Annotated in this window: 16 protein-coding genes; all 16 read left to right on the forward strand. The window is 29.4% G+C overall.

All coding sequences use genetic code 11. The annotated features are described in order from the left end of the window. Positions 1-116: 116 nt before the first annotated feature. A complete protein-coding gene (gene dnaJ / locus T514_RS0112240; RefSeq protein WP_027625035.1) occupies positions 117-1,247 on the forward strand; it encodes a molecular chaperone DnaJ in 1,131 nt (376 codons plus the stop codon). A 126-nt stretch (positions 1,248-1,373) separates the two neighbouring features. Next, positions 1,374-2,318, forward strand: coding sequence for a 50S ribosomal protein L11 methyltransferase (gene prmA, locus T514_RS0112245; protein WP_034869001.1), 945 nt, complete (start codon positions 1,374-1,376; stop codon positions 2,316-2,318). Positions 2,319-2,330: 12 nt separating this feature from the next. Next, a complete protein-coding gene (locus T514_RS0112250; protein ID WP_027625037.1) occupies positions 2,331-3,083 on the forward strand; it encodes a 16S rRNA (uracil(1498)-N(3))-methyltransferase in 753 nt (250 codons plus the stop codon). After that, positions 3,083-4,399, forward strand: a complete 1,317-nt coding sequence (mtaB, locus tag T514_RS0112255; protein ID WP_027625038.1) for a tRNA (N(6)-L-threonylcarbamoyladenosine(37)-C(2))-methylthiotransferase MtaB — start codon at positions 3,083-3,085, stop codon at positions 4,397-4,399. Before T514_RS0112250 ends, mtaB begins: the two co-directional genes overlap by 1 nt. A gap of 119 nt (positions 4,400-4,518) precedes the next feature. Further along, the gene (locus T514_RS0112260; RefSeq protein ID WP_027625039.1) at positions 4,519-4,863 is read left to right on the forward strand and encodes a histidine triad nucleotide-binding protein; all 345 of its coding nucleotides are present in this window, start codon (positions 4,519-4,521) and stop codon (positions 4,861-4,863) included. Positions 4,864-5,000: 137 nt separating this feature from the next. Beyond that, positions 5,001-5,177, forward strand: a complete 177-nt coding sequence (gene rpsU / locus T514_RS0112265; RefSeq protein WP_027625040.1) for a 30S ribosomal protein S21 — start codon at positions 5,001-5,003, stop codon at positions 5,175-5,177. 34 nt (positions 5,178-5,211) lie between these two features. Further along, the gene (locus T514_RS0112270) at positions 5,212-5,658 is read left to right on the forward strand and encodes a GatB/YqeY domain-containing protein (protein WP_027625041.1); all 447 of its coding nucleotides are present in this window, start codon (positions 5,212-5,214) and stop codon (positions 5,656-5,658) included. Between the two features lie 118 nt (positions 5,659-5,776). Further along, positions 5,777-6,088 carry a sporulation protein YqfC gene (gene yqfC, locus T514_RS0112275; protein ID WP_156939904.1) on the forward strand — a complete coding sequence of 104 codons (312 nt, stop codon included), beginning with the start codon at positions 5,777-5,779 and terminating at the stop codon, positions 6,086-6,088. A 1-nt stretch (position 6,089) separates the two neighbouring features. After that, a complete protein-coding gene (yqfD, locus tag T514_RS0112280) occupies positions 6,090-7,232 on the forward strand; it encodes a sporulation protein YqfD (protein WP_207640935.1) in 1,143 nt (380 codons plus the stop codon). A gap of 29 nt (positions 7,233-7,261) precedes the next feature. Then, a complete protein-coding gene (locus T514_RS0112285) occupies positions 7,262-9,358 on the forward strand; it encodes an HD family phosphohydrolase (RefSeq protein ID WP_027625044.1) in 2,097 nt (698 codons plus the stop codon). Next, entirely contained in the window at positions 9,355-9,861 is a 507-nt protein-coding gene (ybeY, locus tag T514_RS0112290; protein WP_027625045.1) for an rRNA maturation RNase YbeY, read from the forward strand. Before T514_RS0112285 ends, ybeY begins: the two co-directional genes overlap by 4 nt. A gap of 53 nt (positions 9,862-9,914) precedes the next feature. Further along, positions 9,915-10,613 carry a diacylglycerol kinase gene (locus T514_RS0112295; RefSeq protein WP_027625046.1) on the forward strand — a complete coding sequence of 233 codons (699 nt, stop codon included), beginning with the start codon at positions 9,915-9,917 and terminating at the stop codon, positions 10,611-10,613. A gap of 122 nt (positions 10,614-10,735) precedes the next feature. Next, a complete protein-coding gene (locus T514_RS0112300) occupies positions 10,736-11,134 on the forward strand; it encodes a cytidine deaminase (protein WP_027625047.1) in 399 nt (132 codons plus the stop codon). Positions 11,135-11,143: 9 nt separating this feature from the next. Beyond that, positions 11,144-12,025 (forward strand): GTPase Era, encoded by an 882-nt coding sequence (gene era, locus T514_RS0112305; RefSeq protein ID WP_027625048.1) that lies wholly within the window; start codon positions 11,144-11,146, stop codon positions 12,023-12,025. Between the two features lie 33 nt (positions 12,026-12,058). Beyond that, positions 12,059-12,802: a DNA repair protein RecO gene (gene recO, locus T514_RS0112310; RefSeq protein WP_027625049.1), complete on the forward strand. Its 744-nt coding sequence runs from the start codon at positions 12,059-12,061 to the stop codon at positions 12,800-12,802. Between the two features lie 4 nt (positions 12,803-12,806). Next, on the forward strand, positions 12,807-13,394 hold the full coding sequence (locus tag T514_RS0112315) for a DUF4342 domain-containing protein (RefSeq protein WP_027625050.1): 588 nt from the start codon (positions 12,807-12,809) through the stop codon (positions 13,392-13,394). Positions 13,395-13,425: the final 31 nt, after the last annotated feature.

Here is a 13,425-nt window from a genome sequence, read left to right on the forward strand (position 1 = left end):
ATGAGGAAGACTCTTCCCTTAATTTTAAGTTAAGAGTTAAAAGTGGAGAATTGATAGTTAAATAAATTTACTGTCAACTGTCAACTTTTAACTAAATTAAATTAGGTGGTGAAAGGATGGCAAAAAAGGATTACTATGAAATTCTTGGATTAGAAAAGGGAGCAAGTGACGAAGAAATAAAAAAGGCATTTAGAAAGTCAGCATTAAAATACCATCCAGATAGAAATCCTGGAGATAAAGAAGCGGAAGAAAAATTTAAGGAACTAAATGAGGCATATCAAGTACTTTCAGATCCACAAAAGAGAGCTCAATATGATCAATTTGGTACTACTGATTTTAATGGTGCAGGATTCGATGGTGGATTTGGTGGATTCGATTTTTCAGACCTAGGAGGTTTTGGGGATATATTTGATAGTTTCTTTGGTGGCGGCTTTAGCGGAGGCAGAAGAAGAAATGGACCTCAAAGGGGATCAGATGTTGAGTATACAATTAATTTAACCTTTGAAGAAGCTGTTTTTGGTGTGGAGAAGGAAATAAGTTTAACAAAAAGTGAAAAATGTGAAACTTGTGGAGGAACAGGAGCCAAGGCTGGTAGTCATCCAAAGACATGTTCAAAATGTGGTGGTACAGGACAGGTTAAAGTTCAGAGAAATACACCACTTGGAAGCTTTGTAAGTGTAAATACTTGTGATGCTTGTGGTGGAAAGGGAACTGTTATTTCAGATCCTTGTCCAGATTGTAAAGGAAAAGGAAATGTAAGAAAGCAGAAAAAGATAAAAGTAAATATTCCAGCAGGAGTAGACAATGGAAATATAATTCCTTTGAGAGGGCAAGGAGAAGCTGGAACTAATGGAGGACCATCAGGAGATTTATATATTAATATAAGAGTAGCTCCAGATAAGTTATTTAAGAGAAAAGGCTTTGATATTTATGTTGATGCACATATAAGTTTTGCTAAAGCTGCATTAGGAACTGAGCTTAAGGTTAGAACTATTGATGGTGATGTAAAATATGATGTTCCAGCAGGAACTCAGCCAGGAACTATATTTAGATTAAAAGGAAAAGGGGTTTCTAATGTAAATGGCAGAGGAAGAGGAGACCAATATGTTAATATAATTGTAGACATTCCTAAGTCATTAAATCAAAGAGAAAAGGAAGCTTTAATTGCTTATATGGAAGCTAGTGGAGAAATTAAAGATTCCGAAAAAGAAGGTTTTTTTAAGAAAATAAAGAAAAACTTTAAGTAAAAAAGAATTTGTTTCCTTATGGAAACAAGTTCTTTTTGTTTGATTGTTTTAAACTTTATAGGGTATAATGTATAATTGAACAGTAAAAGATAAAAATTCATTACTTTAGGCTTGGAGGTATATTTGATGAATAATGAAAAGGATTGGTTAGAGGTTACTATAGTTACCAGTAGTGAAGCTGTAGAAGCTGTATCAGCTATTTTATATAATACAGGAGTACAAGGTGTATCTATAGAAGATCCAGAAGATATAGAATTTAAAAAGAAACATCCAGGAGATTGGGATTATTTTGATGAAACATTATTAAATATAAAAGAAGGAGCCATTATTAAAGGCTATTTTAAAGAAGATGATAAATTTGAACAATATTTTAAATACATAAAAGAAAGTGTAGATAAGTTGGAAGAGTTTGGATTAGACAAAGGGGAAGGTTTAGTTACTTTTGCCAAGGTAAATGAAGAAGATTGGGAAAATAACTGGAAAAAGTATTATAAGCCAACTAAAATAGGTGAAAAAATTGTAGTAAGACCTATATGGGAATCCTATGAAAAGAAGGATGATGAAATAGTTATAGAATTAGATCCAGGAATGGCATTTGGAACAGGAACACATGAAACTACAAGGATGTGTGTGCAGGCATTAGAAAAGTATGTCACTCCAGATTCTACTGTTTTTGATATAGGAACAGGATCAGGAATTTTAGCTATTACTGCGGCAAAACTTAAAGCAAAAAAGGTTATAGGAGTAGATTTGGATCCAGTAGCGGTTACTTCAGCAAAGGAAAATATAGGATTTAATGATCTTGATAATATAGAAATATTCCATGGTAACTTGATGGAAGTTGTAGAAGGCAAGGCTAATATTGTAGTTGCTAATATTATTGCGGATATAATAATATTACTAGCTAAAGATGTTAAAAACTTTATAGAAAAGGATGGATATTTTATATCATCAGGAATAATTAAGGACAGAAAAGAAGATGTAGTTAAAAAGTTAGAGGAATGTGGATTCCAGATAGTAGAAGTAAATACAGATGGTGAATGGGTTTGTGTTGTTTCAAAACTAAGTTAAGGAGTGTGAATGGTGCATAAGTTTTTTATTTCACAAGATAGTATTTTTGGAGATGAAGCTATAATCGAAGGCGATGATGTAAAACATATATATAAAGTTCTAAGACTTACAGAAGGCACTACTATAAGCATAAATAACTGCAATGGTAAAGAATTTTTAGGAGAAATACAATCTATAGATAAAAAGCAGGTGAAAGTAAGATTAAAAGAAAAATTAGATATAAATAATGAAAGCAATATAGAAATTTATTTATTTCAAGGATTACCTAAATCAGCCAAAATGGACTTGATAGTACAAAAAAACTGTGAGCTGGGGGTTAGAGAAATAACTCCTGTTATAACTCATAGAGTTGTAGTGAAAAATGAATTAGGAGAATTTAAAAAAATAGATAGATGGTCAAGAATTGCTTTAGAAGCTTCCAAACAATCTAAGAGAACTATAATACCAAAGATAAATACTCCTATAGAATTTGAAGAATTATTACAAGAGCTAAAAGGCATGGACTTAATTGTAGTACCTTACGAAAATGAAAAAGGTCTTGGAATAAGAAATATGATAAACAATATTGATAAAGACAAAATAAAAAAAATAGGAATTATTATAGGTCCAGAGGGTGGATTTGAAGAAGAAGAAATTCATATATTAAAAAATATGGGAGCATTTATAGTTACATTAGGTCCAAGAATTCTAAGAACAGAAACTGCAGGATTTGTAGGTACTTCTTTAATTATGTATGAATTAGGAGATTTAGGAGGAAATATCTAATGAAAGTTGCTTTTACAACTCTAGGTTGCAGAGTAAATCAGTATGAAACAGAAGCCATGACAGAAAAATTTATAAAAAGTGGTTATGAAGTAGTGCATTTTGATGAGCAATCAGATGTGTATGTTATAAATACTTGTACAGTTACTAATATGGGAGATAAAAAATCACGACAAATGATAGGAAGAGCTAGGAGAAGCAATCCTAATGCTGTTATAGCTGTAGCAGGTTGTTATTCTCAGATTGCACCAGAAAAGGTTGCAAAAATTCCCGGAGTTGATGTAGTTATTGGTACAAGAAACAAAGGGGAAATTGTAGAATTAGTACAAAAATGCATGGGAGAAAAGAAGCAAATAATTCATGTAGATGATGTATTAAGAAACAATGTGTTTGAAGAATTAAATATTGAAGAATATCAGGATAAGACTAGAGCTTTCTTAAAAATACAGGATGGATGCAATAGTTTTTGTTCTTATTGTGCAATTCCTTTTGCAAGAGGAGCTGTTTGTTCAAAATCACCAGATAAAATAATAGAAGAAGTTAATAGATTAGCTTCCCATGGATTTAAAGAAATTATATTATCAGGAATACATATTTCATCCTATGGTGTTGATTTAGAAGGCAATTGGGACTTAATGAAGGTATTAGAAGAAGTTGATAAGGTAGATGGTATTGAAAGAGTAAGAATAGGCTCTATTAGTCCTAAATTTTTTACAGAAGATGTTATAATAAGAATATCTAAATTAAAAAAATTATGTCCTCATTTCCACTTATCATTACAAAGTGGATGTGATGAAACTTTAAAAAGAATGAATAGACATTATACTACAGATGAATATAATAATGTAGTAGAAGGATTAAGAAATAGTGTAAAGGATGTGTCTATAACTACAGACATAATTGTAGGATTCCCTGGTGAAACTAAAGAAGAATTTAATACTACATATAAATTCTTAGAAAAAATTAAGCTTTCTAAAATGCACATATTTAAATATAGTCCAAGAGAAGGAACTAAAGCAGCTGAAATGAAAGAGCAGGTAGACGGAAACATTAAAGAAGAGAGAAGTAGTAGACTTATAGAATTAAATAAAAGATTAGAAAAAGAATTTATGAGTAGATTTATAAATACTAAATTAAAGGTATTATATGAAGAAAAAGTTAGGGATAAAGAAGAATTTTATGAAGGATATACACCTAATTATATAAAAGTTATGAGCAATTCTAAAGAAAGTATAGAAGGTAAAATTTTAGAGACAGAAATAATAGGTGTAGAAGAAGAAATCAGTATAGGTAATATAGTGGAACAATGTAAAAATTAACAATATGTTAAAAGGTCTTATATGTATAGTACATATAAATTTTAAAAGGAAAATAGTGCGTTTTGTGGAATATATATTAATGGAAATTTTTACATATATTCTTTTAAGGAGGTGAGATAATGAACGATTGTATTTTCTGTAAGATAATAAGTGGTGAGATACCTTCTGAAAAGGTATATGAAGATGAATTAGTGTTGAGTTTTAAGGATATAAGTCCAGAAGCACCAGCCCATGTTCTAATTATACCTAAAAAGCATATATCTTCTTTAAATGAATTAAAAGAAGAGGATGAGAAGATTATTTCTCATGTATTTATGGTAGCCACAGAAATTGTGAAAAAGCTAGGTATAGCTGATAGTGGTTATAGAATAGTAACTAATTGTGGAGAAGATGGGGGACAGACAGTTTCTCATATTCATTTCCACCTTTTAGGTGGAAGATCTCTTCAATGGCCACCAGGTTAAAATAAAATAAAGTAAAACAATTAATGAAATTGTTGACAGCATCCAATGTAATATTATATAATAAACTATGTGCTATGTACCCAGTATTGCCTGTTTAATTTATTTATTAAATTGAGCTAGCGGAGGGAGGGAGATCAATGTCAGAAATAAGAGTTGGAGAAAATGAATCATTAGAAAACGCATTAAGAAGATTTAAGAAAAAATGCGCTAGAGCTGGTGTTCTTTCAGAAGTAAGAAAAAGAGAACACTATGAAAAACCAAGCGTTAAAAGAAAGAAAAAATCTGAAGCTGCAAGAAAGAGAAAATTCAAATAAGAATAAAATTTTGTTTGAAAGAAGGTACTGAATTATGGCCCTTAAAGAAAGACTGCAAGAAGATTGGAAGCAAGCTTTAAAGGCAGGAGAAAAAGTGAAAGCAAGTACTATTAGTATGGCTAAAGCAGCAGTACTTTTAGTAGAAAAAACTGATGGAAGAAAACTTGATGATGAAGAAATCATTGAAGTTTTGGCTAAGGAAGTTAAGCAAAGACGTGAAGCTATGCTTGAATTCGAAAAAGGAAACAGACAGGATTTAATTGAGATGGCTCAAGCGGAAATAGAAATCTTGTTAAGTTACCTTCCTCAGCAATTAACAGAAGATGAAATAACAGAATATGTTCGTCAGGCAATTAATGAAGTGGGCGCGAATAGCATAAAAGATATGGGAAAAGTAATGGCTATAGTTGTACCTAAATTAAAAGGTAGAGCAGATGGGAAACTTGTAAGCCAAATTGTAAAACAAAGTTTGAATAATTAATAATGATTAATAAATTAAAAGACTGAGGCAACTCAGTCTTTTTTTATTTTTTATTTAACAGTATATATTTTTTGCATTTTACAATGTCATTTATTTTGCTGTAAATTCATAAATTAGTATGAAAGTACTTTTTGAAGGTGTAAATTTGGAGGAGAAATTAGATAAGGCCAAAAGTGATTTAGCAGAAAAGCTAGATTTACCAAGAGACGTAGTGATGGATTTACCTAAAATAGTTATAACTGGTAATAGTGAAATAATTATTGAAAATCATAAGGGCATAATTGTCTTTGATGAGAAGCAGATTAAAATAAATTCAAGAGTAGGTTTGGTGTCTATATATGGGCGAGAGTTTGAGATACTTTTTCTAGGGGGAAGTACAATAACCTTGAAAGGAAAATTTCAATCGGTGGTGTATGAGGGAAATGAGTAAAATAGATTTAAAAAAATATAGAAGAAGTATTATAACCCTAGAAATTCAATCTTTTATGCCTGAAAAATTTATTAATCTGCTTTGGAAAAATAATGTTAATGTAACCAATGTAAGAAAAAAAGATTTTACCACTGTTGTTATGGATATAAAGTTAAGGGATTATGGTAAAATAGAACAAATTGCAAAAAAAACAGACGCTAAAATAAAGATAATCAATAGAAAAGGTTTAGCATTTTTTATGCTAAAAATAAGAAGAAGAACGGCTATGGTACTTGGAATAGCTGTATTTGTATTTATACTTTATTATCTTTCAACATATATATGGAAAATAGATATAGAAACAGAAAAAGCACTTTCGCCTTATGAAATAAGAAGGGAGCTATTAGCTTATGGAGTTAAGGAAGGAATGCCTAAGAAAAAAATAAATGTGCTTTCTTTAGAAGAAAAACTAATGGAAAGTAATGATAGTATAATGTGGATAAGGGTAAGAATTGAAGGATCAATACTTAAAATTGTTGCTTCAGAAAGACAAACACCACCTAATATTATATTGGAAAATGATCCTTGTAACCTAGTTGCCAAAAAAGATGGAGAAGTAGTTAGAGTATATACCACTGCTGGTACAGCAATAGTAAAAAAAGGTGACATAGTAAAAAAGGGAGATCTATTAGTAAAAGGGGAACAGGGAAAAGAAGATAGTGTATATGAAGTTCATGCTAAGGGGCATGTTATAGCAAGAACATTTTATGAAGAAACTAGAAGTGTTAAAACTACAGAAACGAAAAGAGAAAGAACAGGGAATAAATTAGAAAATATTTACATTAACTTTGGAAAAAAGAAAGTATATATAAAAAAATCTATGAATAAATTTACCAAATATGATAAAATAGAAAATAATAAAGGTCCAATAGTACTGGAAACCTATTATGAGATAAAGGAAAAAGTATGTAATTTAGATAAAGATAAGCTTATAAATAATACGTCTAAAGAATTAATAGATAATATTGCATTAAGTTTTGATAAGAATATAGAAATAATAGATAAAATAATAGATCATAGTGTAGATGGGGATAAAATTAAAGTTAGAGTTTTAGTAGTAGCGGAGGAAAATATAGCGCTTCCAGAAGAAATGAACCAAAGCTAAAGTATAGGGAGTAGAAGGATGGTATTTTTATGAGAAAAGTTACTTTAGATAAGATGTGTAAAAACAATAGTAAAAATAAGATACTTTTATTTTTAATTACATTTATATTTATTTATTGTGTACTAATTACTTCTTTAGTGACACAGAAATTTAATTTAAAAGAAGGGGACATAGCAAAAGTTGATATTAAAGCTCCACGTGAAATAGTAGATGATGTAGCTACTAAAGCGAGAATACAGCAAGCTATTGAGTCTGTACCTCTTCAATATAATAAAAACACTGAGGTTAAAATAAATGTAATAGATAATATAAATGGTTTATTTCAAAAAGTATCTGAAATTAAGGATTCTACTACAGACATAAAGGAAAAGGTAAATAAATTAAAGGCGGAATCTAAATTAAGCTTATCTGATGAGGATTATCTTATTTTATTGAATTCTTCAAAAGAAGACTTGAAAACATTAAATGTTTTCTTAACTGAAACTATGTCACAATTATATGAAAGCATCAATATTAATGAGAATGTTGGAAATAAAAGTACAGAAGATATAAAGAAAGCTCAGGAATTTATATTATTAAAAGTTAATAGTTCAAAACTTCCTAAAAAAGCTTTAAAAGATTTAGCTGTTAATATAGGATATGGTCAAATTAAACCTAATTTCTTTTATGACAAAGAAAAAACTGAGGAACTTCAAAATGAGGCTAAGAGAAAAGCACCGGTACTTATAAAAAAGGATCAGACTATAGTAAAAGAAGGAGAACCTGTAACAAAGGGACAAATAGATATTTTAGAAAAATTAGGGCTTTTAAATTCACAAGACAAATTTGAATGGTATATTTATGTTAGTTTAGGAACATTGATACTTTTCATTTTAGCGTTACAGTGGTTTTATATAAAAAAATATTATAGAGAAATTTATAATGATACAAGTAAGTTAACACTGATTAATATTTTAACTTGTATTTCGGTGTTACTTGCAAGGGTTTTAGGTATAGTACCGTTCTTAATACCTTTAGCCTGTGTACCTATGTTATTTACTCTTCTAATAGATAATAGGGTATCTTTAGTTATAAATGGTCTAAATTGCATTTTAATTAGCTGTGCAGTTGAGTTTAATGTGGAAATAACTTTATTAGCTATAATAAATGCTATGGTTGGTTCTATAATATTAAAAAGAATGCAACAGAGAAATGATATTTTATATTCAGCATTAAGTATAGCAGTAGTAAATGTAATAATGACTTTTTCGGCAGGTTTTTTATTAAGTAATAATACTATAGAGGTAGCTAAAAAAGCATCATTTGCTTTTTTAGGAAGCATAATTTCAGGAGTTCTTACTATAGGATTTTTACCTTTCTTTGAAAGTATATTTGATATAGTTACCACAATAAAGCTATTGGAACTTTCTAATCCTAATAATGCATTACTTAAAAAAATATTAATGGAAGCTCCAGGTACGTATCATCATAGTGTATTGGTTGGCAATTTAGCAGAAGTTGCAGCAGAAGAAGTGGGGGGGAATCCTGTACTTGCAAGGGTGGCTTCTTATTACCATGATGTAGGTAAAATAAAAAGGCCATATTTCTTTAAGGAAAATCAGCTGGGAAATGATAATCCACATAGTAAAATAAATCCTAATTTAAGTACTCTTATAATAACTGCTCATGTTAAAGATGGTGTAGAGTTAGCGAAGGAATATAAAATTCCTAAATCTATTATAGATATTATAGAGCAGCATCATGGTACTACTTTAGTGAAATATTTTTATATAACTATGAAAAATTCTAGTGATAATCCAGAAGAAGTAAATGAAGAGAATTTTAGATATCCAGGACCTAAACCAGAAACTAAAGAAGCTGCTATTATAATGCTAGCTGATAGTGTAGAGGCAGCTGTTAGATCTATAAATGAACCAACTAAGGGTAAAATAGAGGAAATGGTAAATAATATAATTAAGGCTAGATTAAATGAGGGACAGTTAGATAATTGTAACTTAACATTAAAGGATTTAGATAAAATAAGAGAAGCATTTATTAAAGTGCTTATGGGAATATATCATCAGAGGATTGAATATCCAACAGATAAATGGGAGAACAAAAGCGAAGGGAATGATAATAAAAAATGATATATATAGATGATAGACAAAATAATATTGAGATAACAAAGAAATTAGAAAGTACAATAGAAAACATAATAGATTATGCTCTTAAAGAAGAAGGTGTAGAAATAGATTATGAAGTCAGTGTAATATTTGTAGATAATGAAGAGATTAGAAATATAAATAGGGAAAATAGGGATATAGATAAACCTACAGACGTATTATCATTTCCAATGTTAGAGTATCCTGAAGGAAAGGTATATAAGGATGTTTATATAGGTTATGAATTTGGACCAGAGGATTTAGACGAGGATAAATTAGTTTTAGGAGATATAGTACTATCTTTAGAAAGAGCAGAAGAACAAAGAAAAGAATATGGCCATTCTTTTTTAAGAGAGGTTTGCTATTTAACAGTTCATTCTATATTACATCTTTTAGGGTATGATCATATGGAGGAAGACGAAAAAAGTATAATGAGAAAAAGAGAAGAGGATATATTAAGTAAATTTCATATTGTAAGGGAAAGCTAGCTTTAACTGAAGTTAAGGATCACTTGATAATTTTATTAAAAGCAGGTGTTTCTATGAAAATGAAAAAATTATTGGATAGTTTTAATTATGCCATAGAAGGAATAGTATATGCAGTAAGAACTCAAAGAAATATGAGAATACATATGATTGCAGCTCTGTTGGTTCTTACTGCTTGTTTCTTTTATGATATAAGCAAAATGGAATTATTAATATTACTCATTACTATTACCATGGTAATAACTGCAGAACTTATTAATACAGCAATAGAGTGTACTATTGATACTACCACTAATTACTATCACCCTTTAGCTAGAATTGCTAAAAATGTAGCAGCAGCTGCAGTACTCATTACAGCTATAAATGCATTAGCTGTAGGATATATTGTATTTTGGAAGAGGTTAGAGTACATAAATTTTATGGTTATGAATAAAATAAAGAATTCAGATCCGTATATGATTTTTATAATATTATTTATAGTATGTATTTCTACATTAGTGGTGAAGGCTATATATGGTGAAGGTACTCCACTAAAAGGTGGTATGCCTAGTGGACATAGTGCAATAGCTTTTTGTATTGCTACCACTATAGCTCTTTTAACTGAAGAGACTATTTCAATAATACTTAGCTATTTTTTAGCTATTATAGTAGCACAAAGCAGGGTAGATTCGGAAGTTCATTCTATAATAGAGGTAATAGCAGGTGCTGTATTTGGAACTGTACTTACAGTATTATTATTTAAAATTTTTGGATAGAATATAATTGCATAATAAGTTTAAATATATTAGGTTGAAAAGCATGAAATTAATGTTATAATTTTATTTACAAGACAAATGGTTAAACTCTCTTTGAAAGGAAGGGTTTATTAATGAAAGAGATGGATTGTGAAGAGTTGATAAAAATGGCATTAAGCGCAAGAGAAAAGGCATATGTGCCATATTCAAAATTTAAAGTTGGTGCAGCTATTCTTACAGGCAATGATAAGCTATATACAGGTTGCAACATTGAAAATGCATCCTATGGTGCTACTAACTGTGCAGAAAGAACAGCTATATTTAAAGCAGTATCTGAAGGAGAAACTAAAATAAAGGCTATTGCAGTGGTAGGTAGTCCGGATGACTTAACTGCTCCATGTGGCATTTGTAGACAGGTAATAAGTGAATTTGCCACTGAGGATACTAAAATTATAATTGGGAAAAATGAAAATGAATATGTAGTAAAAACACTTGAAGAAATACTTCCAGCAGCTTTTACTAAAAAAGATTTGCAAAAATAAGGAGGATATATGTTTAAATCAGGATTTGTAACAATAATAGGTAGACCTAACGTAGGAAAATCTACATTACTAAATAAAATAATGAACGAGAAATTATCAATAGTATCAAGTAGACCTCAAACTACTAGAAATAATATACAAACTATTTTAACAGGAGAAGATTATCAGATAATATTCGTTGATACACCAGGTATACATAAACCAAGACATAAGCTTGGAGAGTATATGGTTAAAGTGGCAGAGGATTCTTTAAAGGATGTTGATTTAGTACTATTTTTGACTACTCCAGAGGAAAATCAGGGTAGAGGAGATATTTATATATTAGAAGAACTTAAAAATACAAATGTACCAGTATTTTTAGTAGTAAATAAAATAGATGAGAATACCCAAGATAGAGTAGCTCAAACTTTAAAGAATTATGCAGATCAAGTTCAGTTTAAAGAATGTATACCTATTTCAGCTATGAATGGTAAAAATGTAGATACTCTAATAGAACTTATGAAAAATTATCTTCCAGAGGGACCTAAATATTATCCTGAAGATATGATAACAGATCAAAAAGAAAGATTTATTGTAGCAGAAATAGTAAGAGAAAAAGCTTTAAGATTATTAAGTGAAGAAGTGCCTCATGGTATAGCTGTAGACATAATAACCATGAAGAAAAAAGATAATGGTTCCTATGAAATAAATGTAGATATGCTATGTGAAAAAGATTCTCATAAAGGAATAATAATAGGAAAAAATGGAACCATGCTAAGAAAGATATCTCAATATGCTAAAGAAGATATTGAAAAGTTTTTAGATTGCAAAGTGAATTTAAAAGTTTGGGTTAAAGTGAAAAAGGATTGGAGAGATAGTAGCTCATTATTAAAGGAATTAGGATATAAGTAAGGGTATTCTTGTGCTAAGTTAGGAGATGATTTTCTGGCTACTTATGATACTAGAGCAATAGTAATAAAAACTCAGGATTATAAAGAATCTGATAAAATTGTATGGCTTTTTAGTGAAAAATTAGGAAAAATCTCCGTTATAGCAAAGGGTGCTAAAAAAAATAGAAGTAAACTTTTTTCAAATACATTATCTTTTTGTTATGGGAATTATGTCATATATAAAGGAAAAGGTATGTATACTTTAAATGAGGGAGAAATAATAGATTCCTTTCAAAACTTATTGGATGATTTAGAAACTATAACTTATGCATCATATTTTTGCGAATTAATTGATATTGCTATGACAGAGGAAGAAAGTAATAGAGAATTATTTAAAGATTTTATATCAGCTTTTTATTTTATGAAAAATAAAGTAGGTGATTTAGAAACTTTATCTAGAATTTTTGAATTAAAGGTATTAAATGCTACTGGATATGGATTAAATTTAGATAAATGTTGTATTTGCAGAAATAAATTAAATTCATCAACTTATATGAGTTTGCAGTATTTGGGGGGGATTTGTGAAAATTGTGAAAGAATAAATGGTATTAATATAAGTAATGCGACTTATAATATACTTAGATATTTAAATAATCTGCCCTTGGAAAAAAGCTATAGAGTTACTATACCTGATGGACTAAAAGAAGAGATTTATAAAGTATTAAACACAATAATTTCGCAAAATTATTTTAAAAAACCAAAAAGCCTAGAAACACTTAATTTTTTAAAAGGGAGTTGAGAAAATGAGTGAAATAACTTTAGAAAAAATTGATCTTATAAGAAAAAGAACAAAGGTCAGCTATGCAGAGGCAAAGGAAGCCTTAGAAATTTCAAATGGAAATGTGGTAGATGCATTAATATATATTGAAGAAAATAAAAAGTCTTCTACAGACGAGTTATATGCCACAAAGGAAGAATTCATAGCTTGGATAAAGGAATTAATAAAAAAAGGAAATGTAACTAGAATAAAAGTGAAAAAAGAAGACAAAGTGATTGCAGATATACCTGTAAATGCAGGTGTTGCAGTAACAGTAGTTGCATTATTTGCTAGTCCAGTTATAGCTATAGCATTATTTGCTGCAGCATTAACTCAAGTTACTGTAGAAATTACTAAAGCTGATGGAACAGTAGAAGTAGTAAATAAAATAATTAAAACTACAGTAGATGATGTTAAAGAAAAGGTTCAAACTACAACCTCTTCAGTTAAAGAGAAGTTTTCCTCAAATAAGAATGTTGATACTAGCGAAGAAAATACATTTACTTATACAGTAAATTTTGATGAAGAAGACAAAGATGAAGATAAAGATAAGGAAAAAGAAGAGAATAAATAGTATATCGATATATTTGGGTCAGCAGATATAA

The sequence above is a fragment of the Clostridium lundense DSM 17049 genome (assembly GCF_000619945.1).
GTDB lineage: Bacteria > Bacillota > Clostridia > Clostridiales > Clostridiaceae > Clostridium_AO > Clostridium_AO lundense.

What these genes read in the sequence shown, in the direction of transcription:
- dnaJ (WP_027625035.1), top strand. Translation starts at nt 117, where the DNA reads ATGGCAAAAAAGGATTACTATGAAATTCTTGGATTAGAAAAGGGAGCA.
- prmA (WP_034869001.1), top strand. Translation starts at nt 1,374, where the DNA reads ATGAATAATGAAAAGGATTGGTTAGAGGTTACTATAGTTACCAGTAGT.
- mtaB (WP_027625038.1), top strand. Translation starts at nt 3,083, where the DNA reads ATGAAAGTTGCTTTTACAACTCTAGGTTGCAGAGTAAATCAGTATGAA.
- T514_RS0112260 (WP_027625039.1), top strand. Translation starts at nt 4,519, where the DNA reads ATGAACGATTGTATTTTCTGTAAGATAATAAGTGGTGAGATACCTTCT.
- rpsU (WP_027625040.1), top strand. Translation starts at nt 5,001, where the DNA reads ATGTCAGAAATAAGAGTTGGAGAAAATGAATCATTAGAAAACGCATTA.
- T514_RS0112270 (WP_027625041.1), top strand. Translation starts at nt 5,212, where the DNA reads ATGGCCCTTAAAGAAAGACTGCAAGAAGATTGGAAGCAAGCTTTAAAG.
- yqfC (WP_156939904.1), top strand. Translation starts at nt 5,777, where the DNA reads ATGAAAGTACTTTTTGAAGGTGTAAATTTGGAGGAGAAATTAGATAAG.
- T514_RS0112285 (WP_027625044.1), top strand. Translation starts at nt 7,262, where the DNA reads ATGAGAAAAGTTACTTTAGATAAGATGTGTAAAAACAATAGTAAAAAT.
- ybeY (WP_027625045.1), top strand. Translation starts at nt 9,355, where the DNA reads ATGATATATATAGATGATAGACAAAATAATATTGAGATAACAAAGAAA.
- T514_RS0112295 (WP_027625046.1), top strand. Translation starts at nt 9,915, where the DNA reads ATGAAAATGAAAAAATTATTGGATAGTTTTAATTATGCCATAGAAGGA.
- T514_RS0112300 (WP_027625047.1), top strand. Translation starts at nt 10,736, where the DNA reads ATGGATTGTGAAGAGTTGATAAAAATGGCATTAAGCGCAAGAGAAAAG.
- era (WP_027625048.1), top strand. Translation starts at nt 11,144, where the DNA reads ATGTTTAAATCAGGATTTGTAACAATAATAGGTAGACCTAACGTAGGA.
- T514_RS0112315 (WP_027625050.1), top strand. Translation starts at nt 12,807, where the DNA reads ATGAGTGAAATAACTTTAGAAAAAATTGATCTTATAAGAAAAAGAACA.